The sequence below is a fragment of the Streptomyces sp. NBC_01077 genome (genome assembly GCF_045162855.1).
In the GTDB taxonomy this organism is placed as follows: domain Bacteria; phylum Actinomycetota; class Actinomycetes; order Streptomycetales; family Streptomycetaceae; genus Streptomyces.
In genome coordinates this window covers 9,254,619-9,277,489 of the sequence record NZ_CP108669.1, presented here as the reverse complement: position 1 = coordinate 9,277,489, position 22,871 = coordinate 9,254,619, and the positions used below count along the sequence as shown (strand labels likewise).

At 69.0% G+C, this 22,871-nt stretch carries 21 protein-coding genes, 1 tRNA gene and 5 pseudogenes; 13 read left to right on the top strand and 14 right to left on the bottom strand.

Translation table 11 applies throughout. From position 1 onward, the window contains the following. Positions 1-57 precede the first annotated feature (57 nt). Positions 58-912, top strand: coding sequence for a patatin-like phospholipase family protein (locus OG462_RS41590; protein WP_406066178.1), 855 nt, complete (start codon positions 58-60; stop codon positions 910-912). A gap of 535 nt (positions 913-1,447) precedes the next feature. Continuing rightward, positions 1,448-1,888 (top strand): annotated as a pseudogene (gene tcmP / locus OG462_RS41585) (three-Cys-motif partner protein TcmP); the annotation flags it as partial. A 19-nt stretch (positions 1,889-1,907) separates the two neighbouring features. Here the strand turns inward: tcmP and OG462_RS41580 are convergent. Beyond that, the gene (locus tag OG462_RS41580; protein ID WP_406066177.1) at positions 1,908-2,222 is read right to left on the bottom strand and encodes a hypothetical protein; all 315 of its coding nucleotides are present in this window, start codon (positions 2,220-2,222) and stop codon (positions 1,908-1,910) included. 221 nt (positions 2,223-2,443) lie between these two features. Continuing rightward, positions 2,444-2,614: a hypothetical protein gene (locus OG462_RS41575; RefSeq protein ID WP_406066176.1), complete on the bottom strand. Its 171-nt coding sequence runs from the start codon at positions 2,612-2,614 to the stop codon at positions 2,444-2,446. A gap of 105 nt (positions 2,615-2,719) precedes the next feature. Between OG462_RS41575 and OG462_RS41570 the strand changes: the two genes are divergently transcribed. Next, a complete protein-coding gene (locus OG462_RS41570) occupies positions 2,720-3,412 on the top strand; it encodes a hypothetical protein (RefSeq protein ID WP_406066174.1) in 693 nt (230 codons plus the stop codon). A 527-nt stretch (positions 3,413-3,939) separates the two neighbouring features. On the opposite strand, the gene OG462_RS41565 is transcribed toward OG462_RS41570, so the two are convergent. From OG462_RS41565 to OG462_RS41540, 6 genes and pseudogenes are all read right to left on the bottom strand, one after another. Beyond that, positions 3,940-4,221: a hypothetical protein gene (locus tag OG462_RS41565; protein ID WP_406066172.1), complete on the bottom strand. Its 282-nt coding sequence runs from the start codon at positions 4,219-4,221 to the stop codon at positions 3,940-3,942. Positions 4,222-4,292: 71 nt separating this feature from the next. After that, positions 4,293-5,246: an IS481 family transposase gene (locus OG462_RS41560; RefSeq protein ID WP_406055974.1), complete on the bottom strand. Its 954-nt coding sequence runs from the start codon at positions 5,244-5,246 to the stop codon at positions 4,293-4,295. Between the two features lie 104 nt (positions 5,247-5,350). Further along, the gene (locus OG462_RS41555) at positions 5,351-5,722 is read right to left on the bottom strand and encodes a hypothetical protein (protein WP_406066171.1); all 372 of its coding nucleotides are present in this window, start codon (positions 5,720-5,722) and stop codon (positions 5,351-5,353) included. A gap of 21 nt (positions 5,723-5,743) precedes the next feature. Then, positions 5,744-5,905, bottom strand: a pseudogene (locus OG462_RS41550) (XRE family transcriptional regulator); the annotation flags it as partial. Between the two features lie 213 nt (positions 5,906-6,118). Further along, positions 6,119-6,400, bottom strand: a pseudogene (locus OG462_RS41545) (transposase family protein); the annotation flags it as partial. A 621-nt stretch (positions 6,401-7,021) separates the two neighbouring features. Then, positions 7,022-8,698, bottom strand: coding sequence for a protein kinase domain-containing protein (locus OG462_RS41540; protein ID WP_406066169.1), 1,677 nt, complete (start codon positions 8,696-8,698; stop codon positions 7,022-7,024). 368 nt (positions 8,699-9,066) lie between these two features. On the opposite strand from OG462_RS41540, the gene OG462_RS41535 reads away from it, so the two are divergent. The 3 genes from OG462_RS41535 (at position 9,067) to OG462_RS41525 (ending at position 10,221) form a co-directional block, all read left to right on the top strand. Continuing rightward, positions 9,067-9,321 (top strand): FG-GAP repeat domain-containing protein, encoded by a 255-nt coding sequence (locus OG462_RS41535; RefSeq protein WP_406066167.1) that lies wholly within the window; start codon positions 9,067-9,069, stop codon positions 9,319-9,321. A gap of 82 nt (positions 9,322-9,403) precedes the next feature. Further along, on the top strand, positions 9,404-9,661 hold the full coding sequence (locus OG462_RS41530; protein ID WP_406066165.1) for a hypothetical protein: 258 nt from the start codon (positions 9,404-9,406) through the stop codon (positions 9,659-9,661). 161 nt (positions 9,662-9,822) lie between these two features. Beyond that, on the top strand, positions 9,823-10,221 hold the full coding sequence (locus OG462_RS41525) for a hypothetical protein (protein WP_406066164.1): 399 nt from the start codon (positions 9,823-9,825) through the stop codon (positions 10,219-10,221). A 180-nt stretch (positions 10,222-10,401) separates the two neighbouring features. Here OG462_RS41525 and OG462_RS41520 read toward each other — a convergent pair whose 3' ends face one another. Beyond that, positions 10,402-10,869, bottom strand: a complete 468-nt coding sequence (locus tag OG462_RS41520; protein WP_406066162.1) for a lamin tail domain-containing protein — start codon at positions 10,867-10,869, stop codon at positions 10,402-10,404. Between the two features lie 476 nt (positions 10,870-11,345). After that, positions 11,346-12,620, bottom strand: coding sequence for an MFS transporter (locus OG462_RS41515; protein WP_406066161.1), 1,275 nt, complete (start codon positions 12,618-12,620; stop codon positions 11,346-11,348). A 437-nt stretch (positions 12,621-13,057) separates the two neighbouring features. Between OG462_RS41515 and OG462_RS41510 the strand changes: the two genes are divergently transcribed. From OG462_RS41510 to OG462_RS41500, 3 genes are all read left to right on the top strand, one after another. Further along, complete coding sequence (locus OG462_RS41510; protein ID WP_406066159.1) at positions 13,058-13,261, top strand: hypothetical protein; 204 nt, start codon at positions 13,058-13,060, stop codon at positions 13,259-13,261. Positions 13,262-13,307: 46 nt separating this feature from the next. Beyond that, positions 13,308-13,571 (top strand): hypothetical protein, encoded by a 264-nt coding sequence (locus OG462_RS41505; RefSeq protein WP_406066157.1) that lies wholly within the window; start codon positions 13,308-13,310, stop codon positions 13,569-13,571. Positions 13,572-13,624: 53 nt separating this feature from the next. Continuing rightward, positions 13,625-13,704, top strand: a tRNA-OTHER gene (locus OG462_RS41500). Between the two features lie 619 nt (positions 13,705-14,323). Here the strand turns inward: OG462_RS41500 and OG462_RS41495 are convergent. From OG462_RS41495 to OG462_RS41485, 3 genes are all read right to left on the bottom strand, one after another. Then, entirely contained in the window at positions 14,324-15,637 is a 1,314-nt protein-coding gene (locus OG462_RS41495; RefSeq protein WP_406066155.1) for an MFS transporter, read from the bottom strand. A 124-nt stretch (positions 15,638-15,761) separates the two neighbouring features. Further along, positions 15,762-16,931, bottom strand: coding sequence for an acyl-CoA dehydrogenase family protein (locus OG462_RS41490; protein ID WP_406066153.1), 1,170 nt, complete (start codon positions 16,929-16,931; stop codon positions 15,762-15,764). Positions 16,932-16,943: 12 nt separating this feature from the next. Continuing rightward, complete coding sequence (locus OG462_RS41485) at positions 16,944-18,500, bottom strand: acyl-CoA synthetase (RefSeq protein ID WP_406066151.1); 1,557 nt, start codon at positions 18,498-18,500, stop codon at positions 16,944-16,946. Between the two features lie 107 nt (positions 18,501-18,607). On the opposite strand from OG462_RS41485, the gene OG462_RS41480 reads away from it, so the two are divergent. From OG462_RS41480 to OG462_RS41470, 3 genes are all read left to right on the top strand, one after another. After that, entirely contained in the window at positions 18,608-19,240 is a 633-nt protein-coding gene (locus tag OG462_RS41480; protein WP_406066149.1) for a TetR/AcrR family transcriptional regulator, read from the top strand. Between the two features lie 136 nt (positions 19,241-19,376). Next, entirely contained in the window at positions 19,377-20,564 is a 1,188-nt protein-coding gene (locus OG462_RS41475) for a serine hydrolase domain-containing protein (protein ID WP_406066147.1), read from the top strand. A 51-nt stretch (positions 20,565-20,615) separates the two neighbouring features. Next, the gene (locus OG462_RS41470; RefSeq protein WP_406066145.1) at positions 20,616-20,966 is read left to right on the top strand and encodes a hypothetical protein; all 351 of its coding nucleotides are present in this window, start codon (positions 20,616-20,618) and stop codon (positions 20,964-20,966) included. Here OG462_RS41470 and OG462_RS41465 read toward each other — a convergent pair. Beyond that, positions 20,955-21,846 (bottom strand): annotated as a pseudogene (locus OG462_RS41465) (IS5 family transposase); the annotation flags it as partial. The gene OG462_RS41470 and the pseudogene OG462_RS41465 overlap by 12 nt on opposite strands. On the opposite strand from OG462_RS41465, the pseudogene OG462_RS41460 reads away from it, so the two are divergent. Then, a pseudogene (locus OG462_RS41460) lies at positions 21,816-22,869 on the top strand (transposase); the annotation flags it as partial. The pseudogenes OG462_RS41465 and OG462_RS41460 overlap by 31 nt on opposite strands. Between the last annotated feature and the right edge of the window lie 2 nt (positions 22,870-22,871).

Genomic DNA, 22,871 nt, shown 5'->3' with positions numbered 1-22,871 from the left:
ACCTGGGCGTACGTCAGTATATGGTACGACTGTTTCAACAATGGGAAGGAGGCAGTCGTGTACACACTCGACCGGGCACTCGCACTCGGCGCCGGAGGCCCCGTTGGTGCGGCCTGGATGGCCGGACTGGCCTGCGGACTCCGCCGCGGCGGAGTGGATCTCAGCGAGGCCGATCTGATCGTCGGCACGTCGACTGGCGCGATCATCGGCGCAGTACTGGCCACCGGTCAGAACACCGACCGACTCGCCACCCCAGTACGCCCCGCCGACACCAACAGCACCCCGCCCCAGGTGGACGGGCGTCGGCTGGGCGAGGCGTTCGCCGTGCTCGGCAACGCCGCCTCAAACCCAGCCGAGGCCTGGCGCCGAGTGGGCCAGATCGCGCTCGCCGCCGAAACGGGCCCCGAGCAGGCACATATCACCCGGATGCGCGCCATGGCCGGCACAGACCAATGGCCGGACCGGCAACTGCTCATCATCGCGATGGACGCCGAGACCGGCGAGCAGGAGGTCTTCGACCGCGCGAGTGGCGCACCCCTGCCCTCCGCGGTGGCGGCAAGCACGGCCTTTCCGGGCATCTACCCACCGATCACCATCAAAGGCCGCCGATACATGGACGGCTCCCTGCGGTCGGCAACCAATGCCGCACTCGCGGCCGGAGCCCGCACGCTCGTCGTGATCGACCCGCAGGCGCACCTGTTTCCCCGGGAGTTGCTCCAGCAAGAGCTGGTGGTCGCCGCGGCGCACACAGTGGTGACCATCGAGCCCGATCCGGCATCAATACGCGCATTTGGCTCGGACCTGAGTGACCGGACGGCCTGGGAACCGGCTTACCAGGCGGGCCTTCGCCAAGCCACCGATGCCGCAGAGCAGCTCCGCCTCGCGTGGAAGATCGGATCCGACATGGCCTGAGCGCCGCCCGATCTCCAGGCTGCTGCCCATCCCGCTGACCCCGCCCTCGGCCCCGGTCCTACCCACAGCTGATTCGCGACGAGCTACCACCGTCGGCAAACCATCCGGTCGTAAAGATCACGATCTACCGCTGGAGTACTAAGCGCGGATCTCTAGCGCGGATCGACCTCCCGACTACAGCACGCCGAGCAGGGCGTTGTCCTCCCACTGGTCGACGGCTTCGAGGTAGCCGGCCAGGACCTTGGAGTGCGGGGCCATCCGCCCTATTTGGCGATGACGATCTGGTCGTGGCCCTTGAGCCGGGCGGCTCGTGGCCTGGTCACCCAGGCATCAGCCCCTGTTGCTGCATCGACCGTCCTACTTGTTGCCTTTGTGGCCTGTTCTCGTCCTCTTTCGCGATACCTCGGGATGCCGGAAAATCGCGCCACGGTCAGGTGAGGAAAGGGGAGGGTCCATGGGGGTGCTGTGGAAGCTGGAGCCGGCGACGGCAGCCAAGCATCGGCTGTAACAGCGCTACCTCGATGCGTGGTGGCCGATTCTGCTGCAGACATCGCAACGCACCGGCTACACCCGCCCGCGGGTGACGCTCCTGGACGCATTCGCCGGGCCCGGCCGATACGAGGGAGACGAGCCAGGATCTCCCGTATTCATCCTGGACCGGCTCCTTCACCACCACGCCGTCGACCGGATGCACCTGAGCCAGCAGCGGGTCCACCTACTCTTCATCGAGAAGGACCGTGCCCGCCACGAGCACCTGCTCCAAGAGCTGGAATCAAAGTTCGGAGCCTTGTCAGACCTGCCAGTGAAGGTAGTGGTGCGCCGGGGCGAGGCTGGGCGGGACAGTCTGTCCCTACTGACGGAGCTGGGCGCGTGGGGGCACCCGATTCTGGGGATCTTTGACAGCTGGGGCAGTGTGAACGTACCGCTGGACGTGATGAGCCGCATCGCTCATAACAAGTCCAGCGAGGTGATTACCACCTTCGGGCCGAACTGGTTCAGCCGCCGTGAGCTGGGAGGTCACCAGCGGGATCCTCGATGGCCCGCTGGGCGCCGCCGAGTACGCAGCGTTCGAAGCCGGCGTCAGCGATCAGAAGACCACTCAGGGGCGTTCCCTGGACGGCGCGCCCGTGCTCCTCGCGGTCGACGTCTCCCGCTACGGCGCTGCGTGGATGCGCCCGGGCAAGGTGTGGGCCCAGCAGCTTGTCGCATGCGGCAGGTTCACGCCCGACTATCCCTTCGCCGGGCTCGCCATCATGCAGCAGAGCCTGGACCGGCCGGGCCTGACCGACATCGGCGTCGGTCATGTGCATGCCTCCGGACGCTACCGAAGCGATCACCCCGTTGAACAGCAGTTTCTTGGGCTGCCAGTCAGCCGTCCTGACCGGCTGCCGGCGCGTCCAGGGCGGGGCACCGGGCGGCGTAGGTGCGGCCCTCCTACGGGCCGGGGGCGTGGTCGAGCCATGACGCGGCGGCTGCTTGTCCGCCTCCCCGTCCCCGTCGGTGAGCGAGGGCGGTTCCGAGAGACCGACCGTCAGGTTCCGGAGAGGACGGCGCGCTCGGCGCTCGTCCACTGCGCGTACTCCTGCCGCACGTACGCGCGGCCGAGGTCGGGCTCGTGAGAACTGCGGTGACGGCTGCACTGTGTGCCTCGTACGGTCGGCGCGTGAGTGTGGCGGGCCGTGGCGAGCGGCCGCAGAGACACGCGCGCCCTGGTCTGGCGCGGGGCCGAACCGGGGCGGGAAGCTGTCCGGGACCCCTCCACGCAAAGCCGTGTCGGTATGCCCAGATGCCGACCCAAGCCGTAAGTATGGACGCCATGCGCCGAGTAAGCGCCTCGTGGCGCGATCGCGCTCGACCGGTCAACTTCCGGGCGCACACCTCCGTCCGCCGGGTCCTTGTCGCGAATGCTGCACGCGGCGAGAGAGCCCCACGGGCGATCTGGCTCTCCTCGTGGGGCACGATGCTGTCCGCTCTAGCCGCCGCGATCGGTCTGCTCTTCACCGGAACCGTCGCATGGTTCAGCGTCAGCACCGCACGCCAGCAATCAGCACAGAGCCTTCGAGCCCAAGCGACGCGCGTGGGCTTCTGGGAGGAGCCGGCGCCGGACGAACACATCATGACGGTCCTCGAGAACCGCTCGCTGGATCCGGTAACAGACGTGGAAGTGCTCTTCGAGCCCGTCCTTCCCTTCGACCCGCACCCCGGGTACATCTCGATCCGCTTCTCCTACATGCCGCCCTGCACTCGCTTCACGTTCCCCGAAGGATCCTTCGACAAGGCACTGAAGCATCTGGAGACATCCCCCTTCACCAAGGCACCACCAGCAGGAGGAACCCCCGCAGCGGTGATCCAGTTCTACGACGCCAACGGGATCCACTGGGTCCGCAACGACACAAGTCTTCGTCAGGGAACGATCGAACCCGACTGGCGCTCAGCAGAAGGACATCCTGAAGACCTGGACGTTAACATCACCCGCCAGGCCGCTCAGCACTGTGCGTGACACGAAGGCCAGGGAACAGCGCGCACCCGGAATCCTTCACTGCGACGGGGGCATGCGTCCGCGGTGCGACATCCGCCTCGCCCAGGGCATCGCCGGAGAGCAGAGTGGCCGACTGGCCCAGGCACTCGGCACCTGGCCCGCCACATGAACGGAGCACGCACAGCAGAGGGCCAAGCGCAAGTACCAGAGTGCTCTCAGAACTCGGCAACACAGTTCTTGTTGATTGCTTACCGCTCTTACTCGTGAGCTACAAGCGTTCTCAACTATCGACGACAAAGCCACCCATCCCGAGGCTGACTGGGAGCAGCTGCGCCAGATCGAGAAGGGCCGGCGGTCCCCGCTAGCCGCGCTGCGTCCGAAGCCGGTCGTGGTACCGGCATGAGGCAGCAGGGTGGGGCGGTCAGGGTCGGACTCGCCCCATGACGATCGGTGCTTCCCCAGCAGGCTGGCGTTTCAGCCAGTAGCCCTGCGCCGCCAGGATCGCGCGCAGGGCCTGGTGCATGGCGGACTGCTGGGCGCCCCACACGTCATCGGCCCGGTCCTCCATGTGCGGGTGCTGCCGCCACAGCATCTGAAGGCCACCAGGCCCCGGGAACGACCGACAGGGCCACCCCGCATCGGTCCTCAAAGGCGTCAGCGTGGAGATCCGAGATCGGCAGCCGCGCCTTCATCAAGGCGGTCACTACCTCCACCGCCAGTCCCCGGCACCCATCCGGCACCGTGGTGGTGATCACCGCCCGGTCCAGAGCGTTTGCGGCCTTCGCCTGCCACAGGTCACCGATCGGGCTGCTGGTGTACGACTCGGTCACGGTGGCGCTCCTGGGCTGGGAAATCGTTCCGTACGCCAGCTTGCCCAGAGGTCCCGCATCAAGATCGTGGCCTAGGTGTATTGACCCGCAGCGTTGTTGACGCGGCTGATGGGTGGCTTGCCGTCGAGTGCTGTGTGGCAGCGGTGATGGTTGTAGGTGTGGAGGAAGTCTGCCAGGGCTTCGGTCCGCTCGTTGTTCGAGGTGTAGGGCCGCAGATAGGCCCACTCATCGAGCAGGGTGCGGTTGAAGCGTTCGACCTTGCCGTTGGTCTGCGGCCGGTAGGCCCGGGTGAGTTTGCCGGTTGCGCCGAGGTCGGCGAGGACGGTCTTCCAGGCCAGGCCCTTGCGGTAGGCCCAGGCGTTGTCGGTCAGGACCCGTTCGATCCGGTCGATGCCGTGGGTGTGGAAGAACGCGGCCGCGCGGGTGAGGAAGCTCGCGCAGGTCGCGACCTTCTCGTCGGGGTGGATCTCGCTGTAGGCCAGGCGGGAGTGGTCGTCGACAGCGGAGTGGACGTAGTCGAAGCCCATGCCGCGGATTGGCCTGCCGGCCTCGCGGCCGTTGGTTTTGTGGCCGCCGCCGTCGGGGATCCGGCCGAGTTTCTTGACGTCCACGTGGATCAGCTCGCCGGGCCGGTCGCGCTCATAGCGGCGGATCACCGTGCCGGTCGGCCGGTCCAGCCAGGCCAGCCGATTGAGCCCGTGGCGGGTCAGGATCCGGTGGACGGTCGAGGTGGGCAGGCCCAGGACCGGGCCGATCCTGGCGGGGCCGAGCTTGCGGGTGCGGCGGAGATCGCAGACGCGGGCCTCGACGGCCTGGGGGGTGCGATGCGGTGTGTGCTGCGGCCTGCTGGAGCGGTCGACCAGGCCCGCGTCGCCTTCCATCCGCCAGCGGCGAATCCACTTGTGGGCGGTGGGCCTCGATATGCCCATCTCGGCCGCCACATGAGCAACCGGCCGTCCTGCCAGGACGCGTTCGACCAGGATCCGCCTGCCGTGAACGGTCAGCCGGGCATTACGGTGGGACACGAAGACCTCCGTGTGCGGTGTGGAGCCTAGACACCTCCACCACACCGGAGGTCTTCGCCATGATCAAGACCTGCGACTGTCAACAACGCTCGTGATCAATACACCTAGAGGCCCCCTCTGACAGACTCCTGGTCGCAGATCTCATCGAGCGACGTCAGCACCTCGCCCTGGTGTTGGTCCTGCTCGGCGTTGGGGAAGCCCCGGGTCGCACGGTCATGGCGGGCCACCTTCTGTGATACGACGGCCGCGGCGAGGGCCGGGTCCCCCTGGCGGGGTGCGGCGACCGCGCGAAGGGCACGCTCGGCCTCCTGGATGCCGGGAATCAGCACCGCACTGCCGAGGCCCTGCCCCTGGACCTCGGGGGCGGTTCCCACGGTTTCCAGGAACCATCCCAGCTCCTGGGGCCGATGGGGGGCAATGGCCGCGTCCGCGGCTGCGGAAGCGGCAGCCCGGTCGCCGCTGAGTTCGCCGAGCATCGGCCCGAGTTCAGCGAAGGCGCGGACTTGGGGCTGCCAGCGGGACCGTACTGCGGCGTCGATCCGGTTCTGGATGTGTTGGGGTGGGTGTTTGCGGGCGCCGCGGCGGTAGCGGTTGACGGAGTCGGCGGTGACGCCGATCTCCGCCGCGACGGCCGCCGAGGTGCCGAGCTGCTTGAGCAGAACGCGGCTTCGGAGGCAGAGTTCTCGGCTGCTGCGGCGTCCTGTGCGGCACGGTCGGCAGCGTTGCGTGCGGTAGAAGCGGAGGCGGCTGCGTCTGCGGCGCTCTGAGTGGCGGCGTTGGCGGATGCCTTGGCGTCGGCCGCGTACTTGTCTGCTGCCGCCTTCGCCTCGTCAGCTTCGGCGGAGGCTTGCGCGGCTTCGGCAGATGCCTGCTTGGCTATGGCTGCGGCAGTTGAACTGCTGGTAGCGATCAGGCTGTTCGCGGTGGCGGTAGTAGGGGGTGCGGACGGTGGCGCCGGCGCCCTGATAGGCGCGGTCCGCGAGTACGAGGATGTGCCTGGTGAGGCAGGCCTGGACGATGCCATGGGCACGCGCGGCGGTCAGGTCGTGGGTGCGTCCCGGCGTGGCCCGGGAGAACCAGAGCGGTGTGCCGTCCGGCCGGGCGATGACCTGGACGTTCATGCCGTGCTGCTTGTGCTTTTGGGAGAGCCATGGCAGCTCGAACTCGCCGGCTCTACTCAGCTCGTGCACGGCAGCCTCGGCGCAGAACCACTCCCACGCCCAGCCCCGCTCGGCCAGGTCGTCGATGCCAGGCGAGGGAATGGCAAGCCTCTGCCGCAGAGTCCGCATATTCCTTGCTGTCACCTGCCCGGTTCATGGCCTGCGTCGCGGATACGGTTTGCGCCCAGGGGAAGGTGCGCCAATACGCACTCAGCGTTCCTTCCGACTGCATCAGGTTTGCTAGCGCGGTGTTCGGCGTGCGTGGACGTCGCGGCATTGAGGCACCCTCGGTGCGTTCAACCTGTTCAACGGCTTCTCCACTGTGCTCCCTTACTCGTCGTCGCGCACTGGTGTTGGGGGATTACCGGCCGCACCGGCCGTTCCTCGGGCGGCTGTTGACGTCCCTGTCCGCCCTCGTCCCCGTCGGGGACGGGCAGGGCGAGCGACACCGTGGCGGCTACCGGGGCCGCTCCCCCGACGCGGTGCTTGCCGAGATGCGCGGCCACTCGGCGAAGTGCATCCATCGCTCCCCCATGTGTCCACGTCAGCAGGGCTGGTGGACGGGGAGGGCTGGGCGAGGCGGTGCCGGGCCGAGTGGGTGGGTGGGTGCGTGGCTCAGTGAAGTACGGCGTTCAGTGCGGCGCGGGCGATGTCCACGGTGGATGCGTTGCACGTCGGCGCGGGAAACTCCTCGCTGCCGAGGTCGACCTGGACGGTGAGGTTGCCGTCGCGGACGGAGAGGGAACAGGCGGTAGTGGTGTCCGACGCGCCCCGGAAGGCCTCGTCACCGAACCCGAGATCGCCCACCGCCCTCCCGTCGGCCACCAGAGCACGGAAGGCCTCGCTCTGGACCGCCGCGGCGTCGCGGGCGCCGTCGTCGTGGCGCAGGTTCCACAGGACCCGGGCGCTGGGTGCCCCGCCGTCCCTGCTTCCGAACCACGTGCAGCCGGTCCGAGTCTCACCGTCCGCCGAGGAGTGGCGGTCGCTGCCCCGGTCCCGCGGCGGGAGGGGCAGCGCCACCGCCAGTCCGTCGCATTCCTGGAGAGCGCTGTACTTCTCCGGCGCGCTGGTGCCCCCATCGGGCCACAGGCCGTACGCCGTCCCGCCGAGCGCGGCTGCTGCCAGTACGCAGGCGGCCACGGCCAGGGCCTGGCGTCGTGCGCGGCTCGGCGTCGCGGGATGCACCCGGGCAACGGCCGCCTCCGTGGGTAAAGCGGCCTGTCGCTCCGCTGCCGTCGGGGCCGGTACGGACCGGGGCGGGACCGGGGGCCTGGGGGGCGGCCCCGAGCCCTCGGTCTGAGTCGGCTCTCCTCGGTCCGACACTTCGGCCGATCCGGCCCGCCCCGGCTCCTCCGCCCGCCCGGGGGCGTCCACTACGGTGTCGTGCGGGCCGTCGAGCAGTCGGTCGATGGCGGCCCGCTGCGAGGCGATCATCCGGTAGACGGCGGGCGGCCATTGCCGTCCCACCGGCGCGATGGGTCCCAACAGCCCGAGCAACCCCGCCGGGGTCGGCCGGGCTTCCGGGTCCTTGGCCAGGCACTGTGCCACGATCCCGTGCAGCCCGGCCGGAAGACCACTCAGGTCCGGCTCCGCGTGGACCACGTCGTAGAGCGTCTGGAGGGTCGACGATGCGACGAACGGGCTACGGCCCGTCGCCGCCATGACCAGCACCGAGCCGAGGGAGAACACGTCACTGGCTGCCGTGAGTCTCTTTCCCTCGGCCTGCTCCGGCGACATGTAGGGCGGCGAGCCGATCACCAGGCCGGTCCGGGTCAGCCCGAGGTCCCCCTGGTGCTCTGCTCCCGTCTCTGCCGTCCGCGCAATGCCGAAGTCGATGACGCGGATGCCGTCTTCGGACAGGAGGACGTTGTCGGGTTTGAGGTCACGGTGGATGAGCCCCGCTCGGTGGATCTCGGCGAGCGCCGAAGCCAGCCCGGCCGCGAGTCGGCGTACCAGATCCTCGGGCAACGTCCCGACCTCCGCCACTGCGGCGCCCAATGAGGGACCGGCCACGAATACCGAGGCCAGCCACGGCGTCGGAGCGTCCGCATCGGAGTCCATCACGGGCGCTGTGTAGGCCCCCGAGACCTTCTGTGAGGCGGCCACCTCCCGTTGGAAGCGGGCGCGGAACCCGTCGTCGTTGGCCAGGCCTGCGTGCACCTGCTTCACCGCGACGAGCCGGCCGTCAGGTGCTGCGCCCAGCAGCACTCGTCCCATGCCGCCGCTGCCCAGCTCGGCTAACAGTCGGTATGGACCGGACGAGACGGGATCGGAAGCCTTGAGCGGCCTCATTGGGTCGCCGCCGAAGGTTCGATGGTGCCTCGCACGTAGAACCCCTCGTCATGCCAATCGGCTTGCTGCGCAGCCGACTTCCTGCCGGACCGCGCACTGATCGGATCCATTAGACGCAATCGTGGTCGGCGCCGTCCACTGGCCGTTGCCGGGCAGGCGCCGGCCCGCGAGTCCCTCGTGGCGGGCGACCTCGCCGACCAGGCCCGGGATCTACCGCCATGATCGCTGCCCAGGTCTCGCGGTCACCCGCCCGACAACTCGCCGGGCGAACCGCGGGCGGGAGTCCTGCACGGCGAGCTGTCGGTCATCAGCCGCCGATAGGTGTTACTCCACCCTCTTGACCAGCGTCGAGGACCATCGCGTGGTCGATGTGCTCCCGACACGTGAAGCCGGGCCGCTGCTCCGGCTGGGGCGGCTACAACAAGCTCGCCGGCGGCTCGGACCTCAACGGCGACGGCCGCCCCGGCCTCCTCGCCACCGACGGCACCGGCAAGCTCTGGTTCTACAACGGCACGGGCAGCAGCACGGCCCCGTTCGCGACGCGCGTGAAGGTCGGCGGTGGCTGGGGTGTCTACAACCACCTCACGGCCGTCGGGAACATCTCCTTCGTCAAGCTGTCGTGATGATGGCGGGTATGGCGAATGAGGATCAGGGGGTTGGGCCGCGACAGCCGCCCGGGGTGGACGCCGCTGCACTCTGCAGCGGATGAGCAGGATGCCGTTGCTGTCGGCTCGCTCCTGGCGGCGGGGTGCGCGGGTGGATGCACCAGATGCGCAAGGCAATACGCCTTTGCGGCTGGCCGTGTTCACGTATCGGGGCGACGGCACGGTGTTGTCGCTGTTGGTCAGGGCCGGTGCCGATCCGGACAAGGCCAACCTTCATGGTGCGAGCCCGAGGGAGGTTGCCGACTGGCCTATCGGTTCAGATGCCGCGGTGCATCTCGGGGAACGTCCTTCCTCGTAGTGCAATTTCTGCAGATCAGGCCGCGTTGGCGGGCTGGGGTTCGTAGAAGGTGCCGTCGCGGAGCATAGCGAAGAGGACGGTCGGATCGTCGTCGGGCGAGGCAGAGCAGAGGTTTGAGATCTTCGTGGATCGTGGGTCGTGAGGTGTTCTAGCCTCTGCTGGTGAGCGATGCCCGCGTCCCCTTTGTCGGCGACTTCGGAGAGCTTGAGCAGGGCAGCCCAGATGGGCTGTCGCTGCGGTCCGCGGTCAGGGCCGAGGAGCCCGCACACGCTCGTGAGCTGGTCAAGTACCTGCAGAACGGCGTACTGCTGGCTGCGACGAGCACGCTCGTACCTGACGTTCTCGCCCCCGACAACCCTGTGATCGGCGGGCTGCACCTGCTGACGGACGGGCACTGGCTTTGGTACTCGGACCTGGCGCACTACGTCGAGCACTACCATCTGGCGCTCGATGCGCAGTTCATCGCACATGCGCAGGCAAACGGCTGGACGGTCCCGCAGCTCGATGACACGGACCTGCTTGCCCCGGAGACACGCCTTCTCGGTGACGATACGGACTGAGTCGATCACCTACGACCCGGCCGCGCGTCCCGCCGCTGAGGCCCGGGTGAGCAGCCGGGGGACCAGGCATGGGGCGGGCCGAAGGCTTCTCTCAGGGCCTCTGGCGTACCTGACGGTCACATGCCGGTGCCCCGGCTTCCGCTGGGAACGTGGCGGGAGACGGGGCACCGGTGGGTGGGATCAGCGGCGATGGTGGTGGCCCCAGGACTCGGTGTCGACGGTGCGGCCGCGGTCGTCGCGCAGGGTCGCGGTGTCGGAGTGGTTGTCCCACACGTAGTTGCGGCGGTCCTGGAACAGGTCGGTGCGGGTGTCGCGGCCCTCACCGGTGTGGATGCGCACGGTGGAGCGGCCGGCGAGACGGTAGTCGTTGAACGTGTAGCGGTGGCCGTCCTCGTCCTTCAGGGTCCAGCCGTCGAGGTCGACCGAGTGGCGGGTGTTGTTGGTGATCTCGACCCACTCGGCGTTCAGCGACCGGACGGTGCGGTTGTCGCGTCCGGGGCTGTCGGCCTGGACGGCGCTGATCTCCACCTTCGGCGTCCGGTGACGGTCGCCGTCGTGGGCGGAGGCCGGCAGGGCGACGACGGACACCATGGCACCGGCCGCAAGGACGGTCGCGGCGATACGGCGGGCGGTCGAAGAAGCAGACATGGGTGATGTCTCCTCAAAAACAGTGCTCCACGAGCCGGTTACGGCTGGTGAGAGCGGTGCGGGTCCCGGTCCGGAGCGGGCCGAGGACCCAAACTCTGCAACCCCGCCGGCCCCGCCGAAACGCCGACCGGAGCCCGTTACCAGGTACGGACATATCCGTAACTGTCGCCTGTATCCGGCACACATACGCGTCAGACGTGGCCCTGACATTCGCTGACGGCTACACCCACCCGTTCAGTGATCAACCACAAGCCCTTCCATGCTCAGGCGCGCAACCGGCCGCGCCACCCATCGCACTCCGCCAACCGCGCGACCAGACCACGTAACAGCCGTTCTGCACCTTTTTCGCACAACCAGGTCACTTGTCGCACGCGAAGACGACTTGCCCCTGCCCGGCCTGCGCCTCAGAAGCTGTTTCTGGTCCCTGTTCCGCCGTCGGCACTGACGGTCACACACCAGCGCGTGGGAGAGATCTACTACGAGATTTCTTCGCGCTGCTGCTCGGGGGCCTGTGACGCTTCCGCTTCTTCCTTCACCCGGGCGATCCGCGCGTTGTTCAGGACCGGCAGCACGATGAAGGCAGTGATGGCCATGGCCGCTCCGCCTGCGTAGAAGGAGGCCGGGATCCCGAAGGACTTGGCCAACAGACCTCCGGCGATCCCACCGACGCTGAAGGAACCGACCGCGAGGGCGCGGTACACGGAAGTGACCCGTCCCATCAGTTCGTTCGGGACGATCTGCTGTCGCAGTGTGACGACGTGGATGGTCTGGATGAGGACGGCGAATCCGTCGAGTGCCATGAACACGACCGTGACGGCCGGGTTGACGGCCAGGCCCATGCCGGCCGTGGAGGCCGCCGAGACCAGGTTCGTAACGAGGATCAGCGTGCCGGGCCGGAGCCACTCCCCGACCTTTCCGGCTGCCATCCCGCCCAGGACCGCGCCGACGGCACCTGCGGCGAGCAGGACTCCGTAGCCGCTCTCCGATACCCCGAGTTCCTCCTGCGCGAGCAGGACGAGGATTCCGTAGCTCGCCGCACTGGCCGCATTTCCCACCGCGGCGACCAGACTCATCGCCCGGAGTGTGGGCGAGGACCAGTACCACCGGGCACCGACGCCGATGTCCGCCTTGACGCTTCTCACCGTCAGCGGCTCGTACTCAGCCTCCTGGCGGCGCTTGACTGCTGCGGGGATCAACGCGAGCAGACCCACCGCGGCCAGGTAGCCCGCTGTGCCCAGGGCGAAGGGGGCGAATGCGGCGGCAGCGAAGAGGAATCCGCCGACCGGGGGCCCGACGAATTCGTTGCAGATGACGTAGGTGGTCTGAAGTCGGCCGTTGGCCCAGGCCAGGTCCTTCGACTCGACGAGCGTCGGCAGCCACGCGGCTGTCGAACTGTCGTACAGGGTCTCGGCGGTGCCGATCGCGAAGAAGACCACGTACAGCAGCGACATCGACATGCTGTCGGAGACCACCGCGACCAGCAGGGTCGCGAAGGCCGCCGCGCGGATCCAGTTCGCCGCCTGCGTGACGCGCCTGCGGTCGAGTCTGTCGGCCAGGGCCCCCGATATGAAGGCCAGGAACAGCCAGGGAGCCCGCTGGACCACCGTGATCCCGGCGATCAGCGCGGGGTCACGGGTGATGCTGGCCGCGAGCAGTGGTGCGGCAGCCAGACTCACCCCGTCCGAGAGGTTCGACGTGGCCGTCGCCAGCCACAGTCTTCGGAATTGCCTGACATCAGATATGGGTTTCACTCCAGATTTTCCTTACAAGGGGCCACGCCGGTCAATTCACCATTGATCATTGATCATGGTAAGCGGGTGGTGAGCCCTGAGCTCCTGCAGGAATTGCCCGAAGCCGCGGATCAACGCGCGGAGGTCAATACGATGAATGAACTCATAGCGGAGACTGGCTCGTTGTGGCTGGCAGTGCGAGGGAGACGGAGCCAAGCCGGCTGACCTGTCCCGACCGGCCGAGCTGGGAACCCGTGGATGTGGCCGGCGGACCGAACTGCCGACGCGATCGTGCTCCCTACTGCAACCCCGACGGGGTCGTGGTCGCGCCTGCAGGCGCGGTTCTCCGCTCCTGATCAGTGTCAGTGCCTCGTGTGATCCTGCACGGGCCCGGCGGCGCCCATCCTTGAAGCCGATGCTGCCGCCGGGCGCCCGCCCAAAGAGCGACGGAGGACACCGTGAAGAGCTACCGCCCGACGTGGAAGCAGGACGGACGGGACGAGCAGCAGGTCTCCGCCGTCACATACGGGCTGTCCGCCGCCGAGGACTACAAGGCGCGCAAGGAGTCCGAGGGCGGCGTCAGCGACGTCGAGATCGTCCCGGTGAAGCCCGGCCGGAAGCCACCCACCCGGCGTTGTCAGTGGCGGCTCGTAGCGTCGTGAGCAGAGGCCGGGAGCCACCCGGCCGGCCAGGACAGGGAGTCGGGTCATGGGTGAGATCACCGTCAGCGTGCAGGACATGCACCACCTCCTGCACGACCCCGCGAGCACCTACGGCGCCCCGTACCAGCGGGCGTACGCCGAGCTCGCCGCCACACACCGCGGCCGGCCGGTCGCCGAGATCGTGCCGCTGCTCCGCGCGGCCGCCGACCGCGCACTCCTCGGCTTCACCGGCGCCGACCTCGTCGAGCAGGCGCAGGCGATCAGCGGCGGCGAACCGTACGAGCTCCGGGTCCGCGTCATCGGCCCCTGACACACCGGAACCCTGGTGCGCCGCATCAGCCCAGCTCGTACAATGCGCACATCCCTCGTCGTCCAGCGGCCAAGGACACCGGTCTCCGGTTCGCCCGGAATCGGAAACCCGGGTTCGAATCCCGGCGAGGCAACCCACCGCACCCCTTCCCGTGCGCCGCCAGGGGTGCGATCACGGGCCGGGGCTGCATAGCCTGGGAGCTGTAGGGTCTTGCCGCGCGTGGCACAGGCTGCGGTCGTTGACCAGCCGTTCTTCCGTTGTCTCAGGCCGATGGGCCAACTGGTCAGTCTCACGAACGTGGCATTTCCTCATGCTGTCGATCGGCAGGCTCATACTCCATGCGGTGAACCAGCCGGTGCGCCATCGCCTCCTCCATCCTGAGCGCCGAGACGATCATCCGTTGCGGCCGAAGTCGCAGGCGCCCCTCGCCCAGGCCACGGCCACGACCTTCGATGTCGCCGCGTCCAGGTCGGCGTCACCGACATGGACGGCAAGCCACGGCAGAGGTCGCCGATGCCGCGCCCGTCGGGCGGGATCGCCGGCGCCGGCCGCAAGGCCCGGTGGCCCGGCGACCAGCCGTGGCGTGCGCCACGTCGCCCGCCGCCCGTCGCCCGTCGCCCGGTCGAGCCCGCTGATCGCGGAGGAGCACAGGGACCTTGCCTGAGCGTCGCCGTGCCGCACGCCACGACCCCGAGTCCGGCAAACCCGGAATCGGGGTCGGGACCTTCGCGTGCCCGAGGCCGGTCGGGCGCCTACCCCAACGGGCCGGGCCCGGCGTCGAGCCCCAGGCGTCGTGCGTCCCGCTCCGGGCGGATGGCCGTGAGGGCGAAGGCGCCGGCCGTGAGCATCACGGCGCCGGCGACGAGGAAGGCGGTGGTGTAGCCGGCGGCCGGGGTGTCGGCCGCGTCTATGAAGTGGCCGGTAAGGAACGGTGCCACGAGGCCCGGCAGGGTGCCGATACCCGCGACGATGCCGAAGACGGCGCCGCGCTGGGCAGGAGGGACGACCTCCGCGGTCGTCATGTAGTGGAGGGGAATGGCGATCGCTATGCCGCCGAAGGCCAGCGCGATCAGCACGAGCCGCGGACCGAAGGCGTCGACGAACGGGAACGCCGCCATCGCGCACCCCGCCACGCACACGGCGATGCTCTGCGCCGCCCCGCTGGACCAACGGCTGCTCACTCCCCGGGACTTCAGCGCGTCCACGAACGGGGAAACCGCCAGCAGCAGTATCAGGCCGAAGCCGGATATGACGCTGATCGCAGTCGCGGAAGCCGCCGCCGACATGTCCAGCTGCGTCCTGAGGTAGGCGGGCAGCCAGGCATGGCTGAGGGACAGTGCCCACGCCGCTCCGAAGGCACTGGCGATGCTGCCGAGCACGGTGCCGGTCAGCAGGATCTTGCGGTATGGCAGCCGGAGCCCGCTGGATCCGGTGGCCGTGTGCTTGTGGTCGTACGGGCCGTCGTGGCCCACGCGCCACCACAGCAGCGCCCAGCAGGCGCTGACGACCGCGAGGACGGCGTAGGCCGAGCGCCAGCCGAAGCCGTCGATCAGCCAGGTGACCACGGGTGCCGCAATGAGCGTGCCCAGGGCCGCGCCGCCGATCTGGAGGGCCGAGGGCAGGGCGCGGCGCTCCGGCGGGAACCACTTGTACAGGGCGTGCATCGACATGGAAGCCGCCGGCCCCTCGGCGGCACCGAGCAGGATGCGGCCGGCCATCAGAGTCGGGACCGAGGCCACCGCGAGGACCGGGAGCTGGGCGACGGCCCACCCCGCGGTCATGAGGAACAGCAGGACCCGGCTGGAGATCCGGGTGGAGAGGAAGCCGACGAGGAGTCCGGAGATGCTGAAGAGGAAAAAGAAGGAGCTGGAGATCAGGCCGTAGGTGCTGTTGCTGAGGCCGAGTTCCTCCATGATCGGAACGGCGGCGAGGCCGAGGACCGACTTGTCGGCGAAGTTGATGACCATGAAGGCCACGATCATCGCCATGATCAGCCAGGCTCTGCGGCGGTCGGGTGCCGGGGCGGCGATGTGCCGGGGCGGCGCGGCGGCGGTACGGGGTGCCATGGGGCGACTCCTGCGGATGCGGGTGGAGCAGGGGGTCGTACGGGTGGGCGGTTGTCCCCCGAGGCCGCGGGCCCGCTCGCCGAAGCGGGGGCCCGCGGCACCGCCCTGGGCGGCAAGGGGTCGGTCAGATCAGGCCCTTGGCGATCGCGTTCTTGTGGATCTCGGTGGTTCCGGTGACGATCCGGAACATCCGCAGGCTGCGGAAGATCTGCTCGACCTCGTGGCCGCGGGTCAGCCCGGCCTTGCCGTGGATCTGGACGGCCTGGTCGGCGACGCGGAAGGACGCCTCCGAGGTGAAGAGCTTGCACATGTTGGCCTCGACAGAGACGTTGTCGCCCCGGTCGGCCTTGGCGGCGGTGGCCAGCACCATCGCGCGGGCGGCGTAGATCTCGGTGGCCATCTCGGCGATCTTGTGGTTGATCGCCTGATGGGCGAGGAGCGGCTGGTCGAAGACGACGCGGTTCATGGCGTACTGCACCGAAAGGTCCCAGGCGCGGCGGGCGGCGCCGATGAGGGACGGACAGTGCAGCAGGCGGTTGAGGGTGATGCGGCCGATGCCGATGCGCAGGCCCTGGCCGATCTCGCCGAGGAGGTTCGCGGCGGGGATCCGGCAGTCCTCGAAGACGAGGTCGCCCTCCATCTGCTGCCCGGACATGGGGACTTCGCCATCGAGAACGGTGCAGCCGGGGGTGTCCAGGTCGACGAGGAACGCGCTGTACGCCTCCTCGGTGCCGGCCATGCGGGCGACGACAATGGCGAAGTCCGCGAAGGGGGCGGCGGAGGAGAACACCTTCTTTCCGTTGAGGACGTAGGTGTCTCTGTCCGGGGTGGCGGTGGTCGTCATGCGTCGTACGTCGGAGCCCGCGTCCTCCTCCGTGATGGAGAAGCAGCACGCCCGCTCGCCCCGGACTACGGGCATCAGGTAGCGCTCCCGCTGCTCGTCGGTGGCGTACTTCACGATCGCGCCGACGCGCAGCGGGCCGCCCATGTCGCCGAGGACCGAGTGGGAGAGCGCGGCGCCGGAGGCGGTCAGCTCCTCTTTGAGGGCGCACAGTTCGTAGAAGCTCAGGCCCTGGCCACCGAGCTCGGGTGGCAGACTGATGCCGTAGAAGCCGAGTTCGGTGCTGCGCTTCCAGACGTGTTCGAGGGTGGTGCGGTCGAGCTTGGTCTCCGCGGTGATGCCGTGCTCACGCTCGTACGGAATGAGCTCGTCGGCCAGGTAGGCGCGCAGACGGACGACGAGGTCCTGGAGGCGCGGATTGTCGTCGTAGGAGGGTTCGAGGGTGAAGGGCATGCCAGGTCCTGTTCAGTTGACGCGGCGCTCGGCGCCGACCCAGTAGCGGTCGCGGATGGCGCGGCGGTCGATCTTGCCGTTGGGGTTGTGGGGCAGGGCCGCGACGAAGTCGACCGAGCGGGGCTTCTTGATGCGGGCCAGGTGCTCGGCGCAGAAGTCGATGAGGTCGGCCTCCGTGAGGGTGGCGCCGTCGCGCGTCACGACGACCGCCTTGACGGCTTCGCCCCACTGCTCGTCCGGGACGCCTACGACGGCGGCCTCGTAGACGTCGGGATGCTGGTGCAGGACGGACTCGACCTCGACGGCGTAGATGTTGAACCCGCCGGAGACGATCATGTCCTTCTTGCGGTCGACGATGAATACGTAGCCGTCGGAACGGCGGCGGGCGAGGTCGCCGGTGAGGAACCAGCCGTCCCGGAAGGTCTCCGCCGTGAGGTTCGGCTCGTTGTGGTAGCCGGGGACGACATCGGGGCCGCGGACGGCGATCTCTCCGATCTCTCCGTCTGTGACGGGCTGTCCGCTGTCGTCGACGATGGCGACCTCGGCCTCGGCGAGCGGACGGCCGCAGGACAGCAGCAGCTCCTCGTCCTCGCCCTCGATCGCGCGCCGGTGGTCCTCCGTGGAGAGGAAGAGCACGCCGGAGGTGGTCTCGCCACACCCGTATCCCTGGGAGAGGACCGGGCCGAAGAGGTCCCAGGCGGCCCTGATCCGGGCGGGAGACATCGGCGCGGCGCCGTAGATCAGCTGGCGCAGGGTGGAGAGGTCGTAGTCGCGGGCGTTCGGCAGCGCGAGGACGGTGTTGACCATGGTCGGTACGACGAAGGCGTGGGTGGCGCGCTCGCGCTGGACGGTGGCGAGGAACTCCTCGGCGTCCCAGCGCGGCAGGACGACCGCACAGCCGCCGGCGAAGAAGATGCCCATAAGCGGCATACCCGAGGCGTGGGTGACGGGCCCTGCCAGGATCTGCCGGTCACCGGGGCCCACCCGGGTGTCGACGCTCATCACCGACTTGCGCATCAGGGCGAGCCGGTTGCCGTAGGTCTGGACCGCCGCCTTGAGCTTGCCGGTGGAACCCGAGGTGAAGTGCAGTACGGCGATGTCGCCCTCGTCGCACTCCGTCTTGACGGGTTCCGGCTCGGTGCCCGCGAGGGTCTCGGCGTAGCCCGGCCCGAGATCGCTCGGGCCGTCGTAGCCGATGGCGGTCTTCACCCCCGTGCCGGGCACCGTGGCGCGGGCGATGTCCAGATGGGCCGCGTCCGTCAACAGCACCCGCGCGTCCGACTCCGCGAGCAGGTGGGCCACTTCAGCGGTGCCGAGCCTGGCGTTGATCGGCGCCCGGGCCAGGCCGGCCTTGTAGAGAGCGACTTCCGTGACGACCAGTTCCGCGCGGTTGCCGGCGAGGGTCGCAACCCGGTCGCCCCGGCTCAGGCCGAGGGTGCGCAGGGCCGTCGCGAGCCGGTCGCTGTGGTCGTCGAGTTCCGCGTACGTCAGCCGCACGGGTCCGCAGACCACCGCCTCGGCATCGGGTTGGTGGCCGGCAGTCCGGCGTACGTACTGCCCGAAGTTCATCGCACCTCCAGAGTTTCCGAACAATCTGTCCGATAGCAAGCTTGGTGTGCGGCAACGTAAAGGCAGCGTTAGGGTCAGGTCAACGGTTCGGACGAGAAGGAAACGAAGTGGACATGAAGCCCGCGGGAGACCGCCGCGTCCGCAGGACGCGGGCCGCACTGCGCCAGGCCCTGGTCGAACTGGTCCTGGAGAAGGGGTTCCACGCGATCACGGTCGAGGAGATCACCGAACGCGCCGATATCGGCCGGGCCACCTTCTACGCCCACTACCGCGACAAGGAGGACCTCCTGGTCGGCATCGTCCGCGACCTCGCCGAGGACCGCGACCGCCTCCTGCCGGCGGTCCGGCAGGCGCACGCGGAGGGGTTCACCGGACTGCCGGTGAAGTACATCTTCGAACACGCCGAGCAGGAGAAGCCCGTCTACCGGGTCGTCCTGCGAGGCGAAGGCGACGGCCGGGCCCTACGGGAGTTCACGGACCTCATCTGCGCCCACGCCGAGGCCGCCTTCCGCACCCGGACCGAGCAGCTCGCGGTGACACCGCGAATCCCCCTCGACGTCGTCGCCCGGGCATGGACCGGCGAACTCATCGGCCTGCTCACCTGGTGGGTCGAGAACGACACCGGCTACAGCGCCGCCGAGATCACCGCGCATCTGCGCGACCTGTCGGTCTACGGCCGTGTATGGGCCACCGGACTCGCCCCGTCCGACGCCCCGGGAGCTCTCGACCTCACCCCCTGAACCACGCCTCCACCGCGGCCTCCCGCCCTGCCGCCTGCCGCCTACCGCCTACCGCCTGATAGCTGTGCTCGAGTTACCGAACAGCGTGTACGGTAACTCGATCAGAAGGTGCATGACCGAAGAGCGGAGCGGACGCATGACAGGCATACCGTCGCTGGCCGACCTCGTATGGGCCCGGGGATACACCGATCCGGCCTGGGCCCGACGCCACACGACCTCAGGGCGGGAACTCGTTCCGAGCCGCAGTGTCTGGCGCGGCTCCGACGGCGCGTCCGCGCTACCGACCTCGCCGGCTGGTGCCCTCGACGACCTCACGTTCACAGGACCACACGGTCAGTCCCTCACCCTCACGGAGCTGCTCGCCCGGGCCGAGACCGACGCCCTGCTGGTCCTGCACCGCGGACTCCTCGTGCACGAGGAGTACCTCCACGGGTACGAGCCCCATGTCCCGCACTTCAACGCCTCGGCCGCCAAGTCCTACCTCGGACTCGTCGCCGCGGTCCTGGCCCACGAAGGGCAGCTCGACCGCGGCGCCCAAGTCGCGAAGTACGTTCCCGAGCTCGCCGGAACCGCCTTCGGCGACGCCCAGGTCGACCACCTCCTCCACATGGGCACGCAGATGAGCTACGCGGGCCGGCCGTACGACAAGGCACTCGAAGCGCAGCGCTACTTCGCCGTCCTCGCCCCCCAACTGCGCCCCTACGGCTACACCGGGCCGGCCACGATCCGCGAGCACCTCGCCACCGCCCGGACGACCGCCGAGCCGGGAAGCGAATTCCGCTACGAGAACGGCAACGTCGAAGCCCTCGCCGAGGTCCTGCGCCGCGTCACCGGCACCACCACCTCGGCTCTCCTGTCCGAGATGATCTGGTCCCGGATCGGCGCGGAGGAGGACGCGTACTACCTCCTCGACTCAGAGGGCTCCGAGGCCGCCTGCGGCGGCTTCAGCGCCACCGCCCGCGATCTGGCCCGGCTCGGCGAGACGATCCGCTGCGGCGGCGCGATCGGTGACCGCCAGATCGTCCCGGAAGCCGTCACCTCCACCATCGTCTCCGGCGTCCCGGACGGCTACGCCCACCGCGTGCGCTTCCCCACAGCACCCCCCGAGGCGCCCGCCACCCTCTCCTACCACGACCTCTGGTGGATCCCGAACGACCCGTACGGATCCTTCATGGCCAGCGGCATCCACGGCCAGCGCCTCTTCATCTCCCCCGCCCTCGACCTGGTGATCGTCCACTACGCATCCCAGATCATCTCCCCGTCCGTCCCCCAGGTCCCCCTGGTCCAGGCGTTCTTGAAGATCGGCACGCACCTCCGCGGCTAGGACTTGTCCGGCCGATCAAGGTCGGCCCAGAGGGTCTGTAAGGATGCTGTGATGCAGCACATGCCGGATCACCCGTCGCTTCTGCCCGCCCCGTGGTGGGTGCCCGGTGGTGGCATGCACGATTTCGAGTTTGAACTGCATCGCGAGCTTCCCCTTGGTCACCCACTGCACGGAGTGAAGGCCGGCGCTGTGGCGCGATGCGAAGGATGTGACGACGTCCTGTTCAGCGTCGCGAACCGGCCGTTCCCCTGGGCCGTGGTTCACCTGACGTGGACGGGCCGCGAAGAACGTGTGCCGTGGCCGATGACAACGCCGCTTGCAAGCCTGTCCGAGCTCCTCACCGAGTGGGCCGACCACGGCTGCAACGACGACGAGGCATCGTCTCCGGAATCACGTTCGTAGCCAGATAGCGAGGGCTGCCGCTGTCGCGGTGCCGAGGAAGACATAGCCGCGTTTGTCGTAGCGAGTGGCGACCGCCCGGTGTTGTTTCAAACGGTTGATCGCGCGTTCGATGGTGTTGCGCTTCTTGCACCGCTCCTCGTCGAAGCCCGGTGGTCGAAGCCCGGTGGCCGTCCGCCGCGTGAGTCTCTGCGCAGACGGGCGGCCCGGCTGTCGGTCTTCTCCTGGATGGTGTGCCGGATGCCCCGTCGGCGCAGGTACTCGCGGCAAGGCCCGTTGCTGTAGGCCTTGTCAGCCACGACACCGACCGGCCTCTTGCGGGGCCTGCCCGGCCCGATCCTCGGCACGCGGATCTTCTCCAGCACCGACTTGAACTGGGTGCAGTCCGCCCGCTGACCTGGGATAACGATCAGGGACAGCGGACGGCAGCGGCCGTCGGCGCTCAGGTGGAGCTTGGTGGTGAACCCGCCCCGCGAGCGACCCAGGCCCTCACCTCCAGCACCACCTCCACCAGGCGGGCGAGAAGACTCTGCCACGGTGTCTCGTCCTGGTGTTCCGCCTGCTCGGCCCCCTTTGAAGCGGGTGCCGGCGGCGGATTGGTCCGGGCGCCGGCCGTGTGCTGATGCGCACGGACGATGGTGGAGTCGACCGAGACGTCCCAGTCGATCTCACCGGCCGCGTCCGCCGCGGCCTGGACCCGCTGGAGCAGACGCTCCCACGTTCCGTCTGCGGACCACTGCCGGTGGCGTTCGTAGACCGTCCTCCACGGGCCGAACCGTTCGGGCAGGTCACGCCACTGAACCCCGGTCCGAACCCGGTGCAGAATCCCGTCGATCACCTGCCTGTGGTCCCGCCATGGCGTCGGGCGGCAAGCGGGGCTTGGCCGCGCTGCGCACCGCCCGCGCCGAAGTGCGCGTACCTGTCCGGAAGTTGGCTGGTGATGCGGCGCCGGACGCGGGCGGGCAGGTGATCATGGACATCGGCGGCGTTCTCGTGCTGGCGCACTCCGAGAAGCAGGACACCGCCGCGACCTGGAAGAAGACCTTCGGCCACCACCCGCAGACGAGGTTCGTCGGCCACGGCCGGGGCGGCTCCGGCGAGCCGGCCGTGGGCCTGCTGAGGCCCGGCAACGCGAGCTCCGACACCGCCGCCGGCCACATCGAAGTCACGAAACTGGCCCTGGCCCAGCTGGCGAAGCACCTCCGGCGGGGACGCCAGACCCTCAACCGACTCCGGCAGCGGCACCCACGAGTTCGGCGCCTGGCTCACCCGGCGCGGGCAGTGGCAGTAGTACTCGATCGGCATGAACCTCACCGACGCCATCCACCAGGCCGTCTTGAAGGTCCCTGCCTCGGCCTGGACGCCGGCCGTCGAACCCGACGGCGACATCCGCGACGGCGCCTGGGTCGCCGAACTCGCCGGCGACTGCCTGACTGGCCGGCCGAAGGGGCTGCGGTCGATCGTGCGCAAGGAACGGCCAGACCTCAGGGCCCAGTTGCGCTTCACCGACGCCGACGGCATGCGGTTGACCTGCTGCGCCACCCACACGGCGGGGAGGCGATCGCCGCCCTCGACTGCATCACCGGCAGCTGGTCCGGGCCGAGGGCCACATCCGTGCCGCAGGCGCCACTGGCCTGCGTAATCTGCCACTGCACGACGCCGTGCAGAACCAGATCCGGCTGGAGATCATCCAGATCGCCGTGGACCTGCTCGCCTCGATGCCGATGCTTGCGCCGAGTGGCCAGGCCCGGCTCTGGGAGCGCCGCCGCCTGCGGCTCCGCCCTTTCTCCGCCGCCCAACTCGTCACCACCGGCCGCCGCCGCGTCCTTCGCCTTGCCGGACACCGGCCCTGGACCGACGTGATCACCGACGCCCTGGGCGGCTCCACGCCCTCCCGGCCCCGGCTGA